The following is a 13,915-nucleotide window of genomic DNA, read 5'->3' as shown; positions in this document are numbered from 1 at the left end:
TGTCGACGGGTGTTGCGCCCGCCCGATCCGGCCTCCATTTAGGGTGGACGGATGACGCAGCTGGTGATCCGCGAGGCTCAGATCGACGACGCCGACGAGGTCGCCGCCGTGCACGTGCGCTCCTGGCAGGTCGCGTACCGAGGGCTCATGCCGCAGGAGCTCCTCGACGGCCTCTCCATCGAGGAGCGAGCGGAGGGATGGCGACGCATCGTCGCCGATCCGCTGCCGACCGGCCTCGGCATCCTCGTCGCCGTCCGCGACGGCGCCGTCATCGGCTGGACCTCGTTCGGCTCGGGGCGCGACGACGATGGGCTGGCCGACGGCGAGGTGTACGGCATCTACGCCGACCCCTCCGCATGGTCGACCGGTGTCGGTCACGCCCTGCTCACCGCCGCGGAGAAGGTCATCGCGGATGCCGGGCACACCCGCGCCTACCTGTGGGTGCTCGACGGCAACGACAGGGCAGACGCCTTCTACGCGGCCCACGGCTGGATCGCCGACGGCGCGACCAAGGTCGACGAGCGTCCGTACGCGTCGTTCGCGGAGCACCGCCGCGTGAAGGACCCGCTGCGCTGAGCGGACGACGCCGGCGTCAGACGACCGGCGTCAGCGGGCTCGTCGCCGCGCGACCTTCTCCGCACGCGCCGCGGAACGGACCTCCGCCGCGGAGAGGCCGAGGTGCGGAGCGGAGCGGATCCACGCGTAGGTCGCGGCCTCCGAGGCGTGATCGCCGAGCGCCGCGAAGCACCCGGCGAGATCGAACGCCGACGCCCTGACGCGCACCTCCAGGTCGGCGTCGGCGGTGCCCGCACCGATGTCGAGCACTCGGCGGTGTGCTCCGGCGGCCTCCGCCGTGCGCCCGAGCCCTCCGAAGAGGATCGCCTGGTTGCGGAGCGCCTTCGCACAGCGGAGCCGACCGGATGCCGTGTCGACCGACTGCCCGTGCACGGCGACGACGTGCTCGTAGGCGGCGAGAGCGCCGGCGACGTCGCCGATCTCGTCGATCATGATGGCGCGGTTGTAGACGCCCTGCTGGCGCGTCGTCGCCAGCTCTCCGTCTGTCTCCCCCTCGGCGAGCGCATCGAGCGCCTCGTACGCCGCGATCGCCCCTCGAGGATCCCCGAGAGCGCCGAGCGCCATGCCCAGCCGGAGGTACGCGCGGGCCTGCACGCGCTCGGCGCGGAGGTCGCTCCCTGCCCGGATGACGGTCGCCTGGCGCGCCAGCGTCGCGACCTGCTCCCAGTACTTGGCGTCCTGGAGCCAGCCCGCCCAGGCGTCCAGCGCCGCGAGCCGCAGCATCGCGACATCGACGTCGTCTGTTCCGGCGCTCTCCTCGACGACGCCCCTCCAGAGGCCCTCCGCCTCGGCGACCCGCCCCTTCTCGGCGAGCTCGTCGGCGGCGTAGAGACGATCTCGCAGCGACCGGTACCGTTCGGTCGCCGCATCACCGGACGCGGCATCCGCCCCCGGCAGCAGCGAGAGGATCCGGAGGTTCTCGCGGGCACGGCGGACCGTGTCCTGGGTGTCGTCGTCGTCGGCGTCGCCGAAGCGGGCGTCGAGCGCACGGAGCAGGTCGATCGCCGCGCCTGTGCTCCCCTGCTCATGCGACTCCACCGCGTCGCCGAGCATCCTGGTCGCGTCGAGTCGGCGGATCCTCACGTCGGGGTCGTCGGCGAATCGTTCGGCGAAGAGGCGCCGCAGCTCCCTCGATTCGGTCTGCCCTGTGAGATCGGAGCGCCACGCCGACCACAGCGCGTTCGCCGCCCACCGGCGCACGTCGCCGGACGGGTCCGCGGAGAACTCGGCGAGAACCTCGTCGATCGCCTTCCGGGATGCGTCCTGCCGTCCGGCCTCACGGAGGAACCTGCTCTCCCAGTACCCCGCCTGCACGCGCTCCGACCTGGCGATGTCGCGCCCCGTCGCCCGCACGTTCGCGGAGAGTCGGGCGAGCGTCGACAGCGCATCGTCCCGCCCTCCGAGATCGGACTGCCGGAGCGCCCTGTCGAGGAGCAGCGCGGCCATCTTCGGCACCGTCTCGACGTCGTCCCAGAAGGCGGCGAACCTCTCCTCCACGGCGAGGGACGCGGCCACGGCCGCCACGGGGTCTCGCTCGGGAGACGAGGGCTCGCGCGCCGCCGTCGCTCCATCGGGATGGCCGAGCACGCTCGCGATGCGCGCCGCGACGCCGAACCGGGCGAGGGCCGACCGCGGATCATCGTCCGACAGGAACACCCGGTCGGCCTCGCGCAGCAGCGCAAGGCCGGATGCCGTCGCGTACGCGGTGGCGCCGACGTGGCGAAGGAGATCGGAGAGGACGAGGGCGCGCGCATCGGCGTCGGCGTCCGCTGCGTACCGCCCGAGGAGAGCAGACCACTCCTCGGCGGCGACGGCATCCCGATCCGCTCCGTCGAGACGATCGAGGATCTCCTCCAGGTGCCGGGTCTCGCGTCGCGCGCGCTGCACGCCTGGTTCCCCGAGCCCGTCTGCCAGCAGCCGCCTCACGGGGGCGACGGCCTCGAGCGCCGGGGCGCCCTCGGCGATCGCGATGTCGGCGAGGAGCAGCGCGGCGTCGAGGGCGAATCCCGCGGAGCCGGGACCGGAGCGCGCCTCTCGTACGACCAGATCGAGCACCTCGGGAACACCGGAGAGGTCGAGGTCGTTCTCGACGCGCAGCCGCGAGGCGGTGAACATCGCCTCGAGCCTGATCGACGCCGACCGCGGGTCGGCCTCTCCGCCGAGGCGGAGGGCGAGCTCGTCGAGAGCCACGGCGATGGACGAGGGCGACTGCCCCAGCCATTTGCGGATCATCTGCGCGGTGAGCGCGGCCTCGGCGGCTGCCCGCCGGACGCCCGCATGCGGGGAGTCTCGCCAGCGGGCGTCGAGGGCGACGGCGCGCTGGAGCACCTCCACGTGCAGCACCGGATCGACGTCGTCCAAACCGTGCACGAACTCGATCCGCGGGAGCTCCGCGTACGCCAGCGCCTCCGCCGTGCGCTCGTCGTCGACGCCATCGGTGAGAGCGGCCAGGCGTTCCAGGTGACGATCGATCGTCTCCGGCTGCTCGATCTCCACGTCGAGTCCGATGAGCAGCCCCGTCGCCTCGGCGAGAGCGCACGCCTCGTCGGCGCCGGTCGCGGATGTCGCCCCTGCGAGTCCTTCGACCAGCAGGGCGCGCGCCGCCCCCTGCTCGCCCTCGTCGATGCGCGCTCGCGCCTCTTCAAGCAGGCTGAAGATCCCCATGTCGACGCGTCCCCCTCCTCGCCGGCCGGCGGGTGCTCTCGGCCGGCGTTCCGCCACGACCGACAGTCTCGCACGGGCGTCGGTCACGGCGCCCGTGCGAGACTCGTCGGTGCCGTCGGAGCGGGCCTCAGTCGGCCAGCATCCCCTCGTCGGTGTACTCCGGCGCGGGGAGCGCCGACAGCTGAAGGCGCCGCATGATCTCCTTGACCTCGTCCTTCGGGCCGCGGCCGAGGTCGACGACGATGCCCTCCTCGTCGGGCTCGAGCGGCTCCAGGGTCGCGAACTGCGAGCCCAGCAGGCTCTGCGGCATGAAGTGGTCGAAGCGGGTGCTGAGTCTGTTCGCGATCGTCTCGCGCGTGCCGTCGAGATGGACGAAGGCGACGCCCGGTCCGCTGAGCCGGTCCCGGTAGACGCGGCGCAGCGCCGAGCAGGTCACGATCCCGGGGGTTCCGGATGCCGTGTGCAGCTGGATCCACGCGGCGATCCGCTCCAGCCACGGCCACCGGTCCTCGTCTGTGAGGGGCACCCCGGCGGCCATCTTGGCGACGTTCGCCGCGGGGTGGAGATCGTCTCCCTCTTCGAGGTCCCAGCCCAGCCGTCCGGCCAGCATGCCGGCCACGGTGGACTTGCCCGATCCGGAGACCCCCATCACGACCAGCACGATGGGCGGGTCCGGCGGGGTCTGCACGGCGTCCTGTCCGTTCGTCGACGTCATGATCAGACCACCAGATCCAGGAGCAGCACGCCGGCGAGGCCGACGACCGAGATCAGGCACTCCAGCACCGTCCAGGTCTTGAACGTCTGCGGCAGGCTCGTTCCGAGGTACTGCTTGACGAGCCAGAACCCGGCGTCGTTCACGTGCGAGAGGAACACCGAGCCGGAGCCGATCGCGAGCACGAGGAGGGCGACCTCCGGGCCGGGGAGCGTCGACGCGGCCGACGTCATGAGACCGGCCGCCGTGATCGTGGCGATGGTGGCTGAGCCCGTGGCGATGCGCACGAGCACGGCGACGAGCCAGCCGAGCAGCAGCACCGAGACCCCGCTCTCGAGCACGGCCCTGGTGATGACCTCGCCGATGCCGGTGTCGATGAGGACCTGCTTGAAGGCGCCGCCCGCACCCACGATGAGGAGGATGCCGGCGATCGGCGGGAGGCTGCTCTCCAGGGAGTGCGCGACCGTGGTGCGGTTCATCTTCCCGCCGGCGCCGAGCACGAAGATGCCGAAGATCAGCGTGATGAGCAGCGCGATCGCAGGGGTGCCGGCGAAGTCGAGCACGACCTTCCACGCATCCGTCGAATCGGGCGCGATGACCGCGGCGAGCGCCTTGCCCATCATGAGCACGACCGGGAGCAGGATGCTGGAGAGCGCGGCGGCGAACGAGGGGCGCGGGCGCTGCGTGACGTCCTCGCCCTTGTCCTCGGCGGTGAGGAACATGTCGGGCACGGGCACGGGAGCCCACTTCGCGGCGAACCCGCTGAAGACGGGGCCCGCGATGATGATCGTCGGGATCGCGATGATCACGCCGAAGGCGAGGGTGAGGCCGAGGTTCGCGCCGAGGGCGTCGATCGCGATCAGCGGTCCGGGGTGCGGGGGCACGAGGCCGTGCATCGCGGAGAGGCCGGCGAGGGTGGGGATGGCGATCTTCATCAGCGCGACGCCCGAGCGGCGGGCGACGAGGATGATCACCGGGATGAGCAGCACGAGGCCGATCTCGAAGAACATCGGCAGACCGATCACGGCGCCGACGACGCCCATCGTCCACGGCAGTGCCCTCTTGCTCGACCGCGAGACGAGGGTGTCGACGACGCGATCCGCGCCGCCGGAGTCGGCGAGCAGCTTGCCGAACATCGCGCCGAGGGCGATCAGCACGCCGACGCCGCCCATCGTCGAGCCGAAGCCGTTGGAGAAGCTGGTGAGCGCCTGGCCGGTGGCCATACCCGCGCCGATGCCGACACCGAGGGCGCCGATCGTCAGGGCGAGGAAGGGATGCACCTTCAGCCAGGTGATCAGGACGATGATCACGGCGAAGCCGATCAGTGCGGCGGTGATGAGCTGGGCGTCCGAGCCGACGGGGACGATCGGGGCAGGGTCCGCCGTCTTCAGCAGTGTCAAGGGAACCATCATTGTTCCTCCCATGGGGGAAGCACTGTCCGAGAGCCACGGCGCTTCCGTCTGATATTTACGAGTACGGTACCTAAATAATCAGACTATTTCAAGATCTGTGCGGGATTGTCTGCTCCGCTGGCGCGAGCGGATGCAAACATCGGGTCTTTCCCCTACCATGAGGCCATGCCTCAGAACGCTCTGCACGATGTGATCGTCGAGCGCTGGGGTGCGGACATCGGCGCCGAGCGCCGCACCCCCGGCAGCCGGATCATCATGGACGACGCCGTGGCCGAGTTCGGCGCCTCACGCAGCGCGATCCGCGAGGCGGTGCGCGTGCTCGAATCGCTCGGCATGGTCGCGTCGCGCCAGCGCGTCGGCATCATCGTGCAGCCGCCGGAGACGTGGAGCCCCTACGACCAGCGCGTGCTGCGGTGGCGGCTCGACGGACCGCGGCGCGCCGAGCTGCTGCAGAGCCTCAGCGAGCTCCGCAGCGCCGTCGAGCCCGTCGCCGCCCGGCTCGCCGCGTTGCACGCGACCCCGGCGCAGTGCGGTGCGCTGACCGCCGCGGTCATCGGGATGTCGTCGACCTCACGCGCCGCCGACACCGACGAGTACCTCGCCCACGACATCGACTTCCACACCACGCTGCTCCAGGCCTCGCACAACGTCATGCTCAGCAGCCTGTCGCCGATCGTCGTCGCGGTCCTCGAGGGCAGGACGCACCACGACCTGATGCCGGACGTCGCGGATCCGGAGGCGCTGCGCCTGCACGGCGAGGTCGCCGCCGGAGTGCAATCGAGGGATGCCGAGCGCGCCGAGTCGGCCATGCGGGCGATCGTCGCCGAATCCGCGGAGGCGATGGAGCAGACCACCCGCGCACTGCGCCAGTCGTCGAACGACTGACCCGCTCGCACCTCACCGCGTTTCGTCTCGCTCCGCTCGCTCAACGACCCGCGGGGCCACCACACCCGCGGGTCACCGCCGCCCGGTCGGGGTACCGCCACCCGGTCGTTGAGCGAGGACGCGCAGCGACCGAGCGCCGTACTGAGCGAGCGCAGCGAGTCGAAGTGACGAAACGCTTCATGATCCGCACGACTCCAGCCGAAGCCGCGCACACCTCACCCCGTTTCGTCTCGCTCCGCTCGCTCAACGACCCGCGGGCGCGGGATCAGTCGAGCGCGGTCATGACGTGCTTGATGCGCGTGTAGTCGTCGAAGCCGTACTGCGACAGGTCCTTGCCGTAGCCGGAGTGCTTGAAGCCGCCGTGCGGCATGTCCGACACGAACGGGATGTGCGTGTTGATCCACACGCAGCCGAAGTCGAGGTCACGCGAGAACCGCATGGCCCGCGCGTGATCGGTCGTCCACACCGAGGACGCGAGCGCGTAGTCCACGCCGTTCGCCAGCGCGAGCGCCTCCTCGTCGGTCTCGAAGGACTGCACCGTCAGCACGGGGCCGAAGATCTCTCCCTGCACGGCCTCGTCGTCCTGCTGCATCCCCGACACGATCGTGGCCTCGAAGAAGTACCCGGCATCCCCCTGCCGCTTGCCGCCGACCTCGATCTTCGCGTGCGCGGGGAGCCGGTCGACGAAGCCCTGCACCTGCGCGAGCTGCGCCGCGCTCGACAGCGGCCCGTAGAGCACGCCCTCCTCGCGCGGACCCCCGGTGCGGGCATCCGTCTTCGTCTTCTCCACCAGGGCGGCGACGAGCTCGTCGTGGATCGACGAGTGCACGAGCACGCGGGTCGCGGCGGTGCAGTCCTGCCCGGCGTTGAAGAAGGCGCCCGTGACGATGCCGGCTGCCGCCTTCGCGATGTCGGCGCCGGGGAACACGATCGCCGGGGCCTTGCCGCCGAGCTCCAGGTGCACGCGCTTGACGTCGTTCGCGGCCGACCGTGCGACGGCCATGCCCGCGCGCACCGAGCCCGTGATCGCGACCATCTGCGGAACAGGATGCTCGACCAGGGCCACACCGGTGTCACGGTCGCCCAGCACGACGTTGAGGGTGCCGCCGGGGGTGTGCATCGCCACGATCTCGGCGAGCAGCAGCGTGGTGAGCGGGGTCGACTCTGCAGGCTTGAGCACGACGGTGTTGCCCGCGGCGAGCGCGGGGGCGATCTTCCACACCGCCATGTTGAGCGGGTAGTTCCACGGGGTGACCTGACCGATCACGCCGACGGGCTCGCGCCGCACGAAGGACGTGTGGCCGGCCATGTACTCCGCGGCGGCGCGCCCCTCGAGGCTGCGGGCTGCTCCGGCGAAGAAGCGCAGCTGGTCGATCGACTGCACGATCTCATCGGCCACGAGGCTCGCGCGCGGCTTGCCGGTGTCCTGCGACTCCAGGTCGGCGAACTCCTCCGCACGTGCCTCCATCTCATCGGCGATGCGGAACAGCGCCAGCTGACGGTCGGCGGGCGTGGTGTCGCGCCAGAGCGGGAAGGCGGCGGATGCCGCGGCGTAGGCCGCGTCGACGTCGCTCGCATCCGACAGGGGCAGCTGCCCGTAGACCTCCTCGGTCGCGGGGTCGATGAGCGGCAGGTGACCCGCTCCGTTCACGGGCACGTAGCGGCCGCCGATGAAGTTCTGCAGCGTCGCGGAGTTCTTCTCTGAGGACATGGCGATATCGTACCGGCATCCGTGCGGATTCTGAAGCTCATTCTCCCTCGAAACAACTGAATCAGTTGCATGGGCGTGTTCAACCTGTCAATATCGACACATGAGCAGCACTCCGAAGCACCCCGCCCTGGACGACGTCTCGAAGAGGATCGTCGAGCTCCTCCAGGAGGACGGCCGCCGCCCCTACGCCGAGATCGGCCGCGCGGTCGGGCTCAGCGAGGCCGCCGCACGCCAGCGGGTGCAGCGGATGACGGAGGCGGGCATCATCCAGATCGTCGCCGTGACCGATCCGATGCAGCTCGGCTTCCACCGCATGTCGATGATCGGCATCCGCGTCGACAAGGATCCGCGGTCGATCGCGCAGGAGCTCACCAAGATCACCGAGCTGGCCTACGTCGTCGTCACGCTCGGCACCTTCGACATCCTCGTCGAGGCCGTGTGCGAGAGCGACGAGGACCTCATCGACCTCATCGCGACCCGCATCCGCACCATCCCCGGCGTCGTGCACACCGAGAGCCTGCTCTACGCGGGCCTCTACAAGGACCTCTACAACTGGGGCACGCGCTGACGCGCGCCCCGATCGCAACGGAGTGATCATGGGAACCACCGTCTTCGAACGCCAGAAGCCCGCCGAGTCGGTCATCGACGCCTCCCTGCGCGACACCGCGCTCGGGGTGTTCTGGCTCGACGACGTCGAACGCGTCGAGCACCCGACGCTCTCCGCCGACATCACGGCCGACCTGGCCATCGTCGGAGGCGGATACGCCGGCCTGTGGACGGCCGTCCGCGCCAAGGAGCGCGATCCCGAGCGGCGCGTGGTGCTGCTGGAGGCCTCGCGCATCGCCTGGGCGGCGTCGGGTCGCAACGGCGGCTTCTGCGAGGCCAGCCTCACCCACGGGCACGAGAACGGCGTGAACCGCTGGCCTGAGGAGATCGACCGGCTCGAGGAGCTGGGGCTCGAGAACCTCGACGCGATCGAGGCCACGGTCGCGAAGTACGACATGAAGGTCGACTTCGAGCGCACGGGGCAGCTCGCCGTCGCGGTCGAGCCGCACCAGGTCGAGTGGTACCGGGAGGAGCATGGATACCTCGACGAGTCCGCGGTGCAGGCCGAGGTGCACTCCCCCACGTTCCTCGCCGGAGACTGGGACCGCGAGGGCTGCGCGATGGTGCACCCCGCGAAGCTCGGGATGGAGCTGGCCCGCGTCGCCGTCGAGCTCGGCGTGGAGATCTACGAGCACTCCATCGTGCGCGGCGTCGAGGGCGACGGAGCTGGTCCGATCACTCTGATCACCCCCGGCGGGCGGGTGACGGCGGATGCCGTGGCGCTCGCGACCAACGTGTTCCCGTCGCTGCTGAAGCGCAACCGCCTCATGACCGTTCCCGTGTACGACTACGTGCTGATGACGGAGCCGCTGAGCGACGAGCAGCTCTCGTCGATCGGCTGGTCGAACCGTCAAGGCCTCGCCGACAGCGCGAACCAGTTCCACTACTACCGGCTCACCGCCGACAACCGCATCCTGTTCGGCGGGTACGACGCGATCTACCACTTCGGCGGCAAGGTGCGCCCGGAGTACGAGGACCGCATGGAGAGCCACCGCAAGCTCGCCTCGCACTTCTTCACGACGTTCCCGCAGCTGGAGGGGCTGACGTTCACGCACCGCTGGGCGGGGGCGATCGACTCGTCCAGCCGCTTCTGCGCGTTCTTCGGCACCGCGCGAAAGGGCCGCGTGGCGTACGCGACCGGCTTCACCGGACTGGGCGTCGGCGCCGCGCGCTTCGCGGCCGACGTCATGCTCGACAAGCTGTCGGGTGAGGAGACCGAGCGCACCGAGCTGAAGATGGTGCACGAGAAGCCGATCCCGTTCCCGCCGGAGCCCGCCGCCGCGATCGGCATCAACCTGGTCCGAGCCGCGATGAACCAGGCCGACCACAACGACGGGAAGCGCAACCTCTTCCTCAAGGCGCTCGACGCCGTGGGCATGGGGTTCGACTCGTGAGCGCGCTCGACGCCGGGTCAGGGATCGACGCGGGGTCCGGGCTCGATGCGCGCGCCGTCGATCTCCCGCACGAGGCGCTGCCCGCGGCGACGGTCGTGTCCGGGGCGCCGACCGCGGCGCTGCTGCCCCTCGCGACCGTCGGGGACACCGAGGTCGGCATCTGGGAGATGACCCCCGGCACGGCATCCGACACCGAGGCCGACGAGGTCTTCGTCGTGCTGTCGGGTCACGCCGTGATCGAGTTCGTGTCGCCTCCTCTGCCGCCGCTGGAGGTGGGCCCCGGCTCTCTCGTGCGTCTGGCCGAGGGCATGCAGACCGTGTGGACCGTGACCGAGACGCTCCGCAAGGTGTACGTGGCCTGAGCCGCCGTGGCGGGCCGGTTGTACTGACCTCGTCCCGGCATCCGTCGTCGTCCTGTCGGCGCGAGACACCGGATGCCGGCGCAGCCCCGGCGCGTCAGCCGGCTCAGCGTCCATGGCGCCGACAAAGTGACGGCCGCGGCCCTGATCCTCACACGACGGGGACGGGCACCGAGTCGATGAGCAGGCGGGTGTACTCATGCTGCGGATCATCGAGCAGCTGCGACGTGGGTCCGGCTTCGACGATGCGCCCGCGCTTCATCACGATCGTCTCGGCGCACACGCGGCGCACCACGGCGAGGTCATGGCTGATGAACAGCAGCGTGAGTCTCTGCTGCTGACGGATGCCGGCGACGAGGTCGAGCACCTGCGCCTGCACCGAGACGTCGAGCGCGCTGGTGGCCTCGTCCATCACGAGCAGCTCCGGCTCCACCGCGAGCGCCCTGGCGATCGCGACGCGCTGGCGCTGGCCCCCGGAGAGGGTGCGGGGTCGCGCGGTCAGGTGCTCCTCGGAGAGCCCGACCGCGACGAGGAGTTCCAGCGCCCGTGCGCGCGCCGAGGCGCCGGTGCGCCCCGTGTGCAGCGTCAGCACGTCTTCGATCGCGCGCCCGGCCGGGATGCGGGGGTCGAGTGACAGGTACGGGTCCTGGAACACCATCTGCACGCTCTTGGCGCGCTCCAGCCGCTCCGCGCGGGTGCGGGGGATGCCGGCCATCGAGCGGCCGCCGATGCGGATCTCCCCGGCATCCGGCTCCTCCAGCCCGACGATCATGCGCGCGAGCGTCGACTTGCCCGAGCCCGACTCGCCCACGACGGCGAGCGAACCGCCTCGGGGGATCACGAGCTCGGCGTCGACCACGGCGGCGACGTCGCTGCGCCCCCGCCGACGATAGGTCTTCCCCACCCCGGTGACCACGAGCTGGGCGTCGGCGGAGGTCTCGGGCGCCACCGTCACCGCGCCGGTGAGCTTCGGCGTCGCCGCGACCAGCCTGCGCGTGTAGTCCGCCGCGGGCGCGGTCAGCACGGATCGGGCCGGGCCCTCCTCCACGACGGCGCCGTCCTTCATCACGACGAGACGGTCGCACAGGGATCCGGCGAGGTTGAGATCGTGGGTGATGAACAGCATCCCCATCCCGGTCTGCGCGCAGAGGTCGCGCAGCACCTGCACGATCTCGGCCTGGGTGGTGACGTCGAGCGCGGTGGTGGGCTCGTCGCACACCAGCAGCTTCGGTGACGCGCTCAGCGCCCCCGCGATCATCACCCGCTGCAGCATGCCTCCGGAGAGCTCGTGGGGATGCTGCTCCAGGTGCTCGCTCGGCGCGGGCAGCCGCACGGCGGTCAGCAGCTCGACGGCGCGGTCGCGCGCCTTCCCCGCGGGCCAGCCCTCGCACAGCCGCAGCGCCTCGGTGACGTGATCGCCGACCGTGCGCATGGGATTGATGCCTGCGCGGGGGTCCTGGAAGACCATCGCCGCCTCGTGCCGACGGATCTCCTGCCGATCGGCCCCTGCCCGGAGCGGCGAGCGGCCGTCGACCGTCACGGAGCCTCCGACCACGGCGCCGTCGGGCAGCAGACCGAGCACGGAGCGCGCGGTGAGGGACTTGCCGGAGCCGGACTCGCCCACGAGTCCGACGGTCTCCCCCGGCGCGACGCTCAGCGAGATGCCGTGGAGCAGGCGGATGCCGTTCGGCAGGTCGAGCGTCAGGTCGCGGATGTCGAGAAGGGTCATGCGAACTCCGATCCGCCGATGCGGTCCGACAGTTCCTCGCCGATGATGTTCACCGCGACGACCACGATCACGACGATCACGGCCGGGGCGATGGCGGGGAGGAACTGTCCTGAGGCGACGCCCGACTGGGCCTCGTTGATCATGCCGCCCCAGTCGGCCGTTGGCGGCTGCACGCCGAGGCCGAGGAAGGAGAGGCCGGCGAGCTCGGCGAGCACGTAGCCGAAGTTCAGCGTCGACTGCGCGCCGACGATGGGGGTGATGTTGGGCAGCACGCGGCGCAGTGCGATCCACGCGCCGCCGAACCCCTGCACCCGATAGGCCGAGACATAGGGTCTGGTGCGCTCGGCGGCGACGAGCGATCGCGTCAGCCGCGCGACGAACGGCGCGTAGGCGATGCTCATCGCGATCACCGGGGCGAGCAGCCCCTTGCCGAACAGCGCGACGGCCATGATCGCGATCAGCAGCGAGGGGAACGCGAAGAGCACGTCGAACACACGGCCGAGGACGGCGTCGATCCACCCGCCGCGCCACCCCGCGAGGAGGCCGAGCAGGATGCCGAGCACCGTGGAGAACAGCACGACGGCGAGCGGGCCGATCAGCGCGGTGCGCCCGCCCCAGATGATGCGGCTGAGGATGTCGCGGCCGAGCGCGTCGGTGCCGAGCCAGTGCGCGGCGGACGGCGGGGCGTAGAACGCGGTGAAGTCGACGGCATCCGGGTCGTAGGGGGAGATCCACGGGGCGAGGACCGCGGCCAGCGTGACGACGACGAGCACGACGGCGCTGATCGCGAAGAGGATCGGCGGCCGGGGAATGCGCGGCGCACGCAGCACGCGCACCGCCAGCGTGGGGGTCGAGGAGGTCATCGGGCACCAGCTCCTGCGGCGGATCGGGGGTCGATCCAGGGTTCGAGGATGTCGACGATCGCGTTGATGACGACGAACGCCGCCACCACCAGCAGCACGATCGCCTGGACGACGGGGAAGTCCAGGCGGTCGACCGACTGGACGAGCAGCGAGCCCACGCCCGAGAGGCCGAACGCGGCCTCCACGATCGAGCTCGCGACGATGAGTCCGGCGACGAGCACGCCGCTGACCGTGAGGATGGGGCCCAGCGCGTTGCGCAGCACGTGTCGGCGCACGACGATCGAGCGCTTCACGCCGCGGCTCGTGGAGACCTCGACGTGCTCCCGGCTCAGCTGCTCGACCATCGCGGAGCGCGTCACCTTTCCGACGAGCACGATAAACACGATCGCCAGCGCGATGGAGGGCAGCACCAGGTGGTGGACGGTGTCGAGGAAGCCCTCCCCGGACCCGAACGAGGGGAACCAGCCGAGCTGCACCGAGAACACCGCGATGAGCATGATCGAGCCGACGAACGACGGGATCGCCCCGAGCACGGTGAGTCCGATCAGTACGACGCGGTCCAGGAGCCGGCCCCTGTTCAGGGCGGCCACGGCTCCGAGCACGAGCCCGACGACCGCGATGATCGCGCCCGCCATCACCACCAGGGTGAGCGTGACGGGCAGCCGCTCCCCGAGCACGACGCTCACGTCCTGCCGGAACTGCAGCGAGCGGCCGAAGTCGCCCCGCACCGCGCCGCCGATCCAGCGGAGGTACTGCTCGATCGGCGAGCGGTCGAGGCCGTACTGGGCGGTGACCTGCGCCACGGCCTCGGGGCTGGGTTTGCGGCCCCGCAGCAGGAAGCTCACGGGATCCCCCGGCACGAGGAAGCGCGAGAAGAAGACGAGCAGCGAGGCGAGGAACAGCGTCAGCAGCAGTCCGCCGAGCTTCCCGGCGACGCGTCGAGCGGCATGCATCGGGTGATCTCCTCAGGGTTCAGGGGTGAAGGGCGTCAGCGTCGGGAGAGG

The 13,915-nt window shown here is 70.8% G+C and carries 12 protein-coding genes; 5 read left to right on the top strand and 7 right to left on the bottom strand.

Translation table 11 applies throughout. The annotated features are described in order from the left end of the window. Positions 1-51 precede the first annotated feature (51 nt). Positions 52-576, top strand: a complete 525-nt coding sequence (locus tag MRBLWH10_RS00525; RefSeq protein ID WP_341941240.1) for a GNAT family N-acetyltransferase — start codon at positions 52-54, stop codon at positions 574-576. A gap of 30 nt (positions 577-606) precedes the next feature. Here the strand turns inward: MRBLWH10_RS00525 and MRBLWH10_RS00520 are convergent, their stop codons facing one another. The 3 genes from MRBLWH10_RS00520 to MRBLWH10_RS00510 all read right to left on the bottom strand — a co-directional run bounded on the left by MRBLWH10_RS00520 (position 607) and on the right by MRBLWH10_RS00510 (position 5,361). After that, positions 607-3,240, bottom strand: a complete 2,634-nt coding sequence (locus MRBLWH10_RS00520) for a hypothetical protein (RefSeq protein ID WP_341941239.1) — start codon at positions 3,238-3,240, stop codon at positions 607-609. 127 nt (positions 3,241-3,367) lie between these two features. Further along, the gene (locus tag MRBLWH10_RS00515; RefSeq protein ID WP_341941238.1) at positions 3,368-3,955 is read right to left on the bottom strand and encodes a gluconokinase; all 588 of its coding nucleotides are present in this window, start codon (positions 3,953-3,955) and stop codon (positions 3,368-3,370) included. 2 nt (positions 3,956-3,957) lie between these two features. Beyond that, positions 3,958-5,361: a gluconate:H+ symporter gene (locus MRBLWH10_RS00510; RefSeq protein ID WP_341941237.1), complete on the bottom strand. Its 1,404-nt coding sequence runs from the start codon at positions 5,359-5,361 to the stop codon at positions 3,958-3,960. A 168-nt stretch (positions 5,362-5,529) separates the two neighbouring features. Here MRBLWH10_RS00510 and MRBLWH10_RS00505 point away from each other — a divergent pair, with 168 nt between their 5' ends. After that, on the top strand, positions 5,530-6,249 hold the full coding sequence (locus MRBLWH10_RS00505; protein ID WP_341941236.1) for an FCD domain-containing protein: 720 nt from the start codon (positions 5,530-5,532) through the stop codon (positions 6,247-6,249). A gap of 265 nt (positions 6,250-6,514) precedes the next feature. Here the strand turns inward: MRBLWH10_RS00505 and MRBLWH10_RS00500 are convergent, their stop codons facing one another. Further along, complete coding sequence (locus MRBLWH10_RS00500; protein ID WP_341941235.1) at positions 6,515-7,960, bottom strand: gamma-aminobutyraldehyde dehydrogenase; 1,446 nt, start codon at positions 7,958-7,960, stop codon at positions 6,515-6,517. A 100-nt stretch (positions 7,961-8,060) separates the two neighbouring features. Here MRBLWH10_RS00500 and MRBLWH10_RS00495 point away from each other — a divergent pair, with 100 nt between their 5' ends. The 3 genes from MRBLWH10_RS00495 to MRBLWH10_RS00485 are packed head-to-tail and all read left to right on the top strand — an operon-like array spanning position 8,061 to position 10,322. Continuing rightward, the gene (locus MRBLWH10_RS00495) at positions 8,061-8,528 is read left to right on the top strand and encodes an Lrp/AsnC family transcriptional regulator (RefSeq protein ID WP_105675177.1); all 468 of its coding nucleotides are present in this window, start codon (positions 8,061-8,063) and stop codon (positions 8,526-8,528) included. 28 nt (positions 8,529-8,556) lie between these two features. Further along, positions 8,557-9,960, top strand: a complete 1,404-nt coding sequence (locus tag MRBLWH10_RS00490) for an FAD-dependent oxidoreductase (protein WP_341941234.1) — start codon at positions 8,557-8,559, stop codon at positions 9,958-9,960. Further along, positions 9,957-10,322, top strand: a complete 366-nt coding sequence (locus tag MRBLWH10_RS00485) for a cupin domain-containing protein (RefSeq protein WP_341941233.1) — start codon at positions 9,957-9,959, stop codon at positions 10,320-10,322. The genes MRBLWH10_RS00490 and MRBLWH10_RS00485 overlap by 4 nt, the downstream gene beginning before the upstream one ends. A 148-nt stretch (positions 10,323-10,470) precedes the next feature. On the opposite strand, the gene MRBLWH10_RS00480 is transcribed toward MRBLWH10_RS00485, so the two are convergent. The 3 genes from MRBLWH10_RS00480 to MRBLWH10_RS00470 are packed head-to-tail and all read right to left on the bottom strand — an operon-like array spanning position 10,471 to position 13,864. Continuing rightward, positions 10,471-12,048, bottom strand: a complete 1,578-nt coding sequence (locus tag MRBLWH10_RS00480) for an ABC transporter ATP-binding protein (protein WP_341941232.1) — start codon at positions 12,046-12,048, stop codon at positions 10,471-10,473. Further along, complete coding sequence (locus MRBLWH10_RS00475) at positions 12,045-12,911, bottom strand: ABC transporter permease (protein ID WP_341941231.1); 867 nt, start codon at positions 12,909-12,911, stop codon at positions 12,045-12,047. The genes MRBLWH10_RS00480 and MRBLWH10_RS00475 overlap by 4 nt, the downstream gene beginning before the upstream one ends. Then, entirely contained in the window at positions 12,908-13,864 is a 957-nt protein-coding gene (locus tag MRBLWH10_RS00470; RefSeq protein WP_341941230.1) for an ABC transporter permease, read from the bottom strand. Before MRBLWH10_RS00470 ends, MRBLWH10_RS00475 begins: the two co-directional genes overlap by 4 nt. Positions 13,865-13,915 lie beyond the last annotated feature (51 nt).

The organism is Microbacterium sp. LWH10-1.2 (assembly GCF_038397765.1).
In the GTDB taxonomy this organism is placed as follows: Bacteria; Actinomycetota; Actinomycetes; order Actinomycetales; family Microbacteriaceae; genus Microbacterium; species Microbacterium natoriense.
This window is presented reverse-complemented; position numbering and strand designations above follow the sequence as displayed.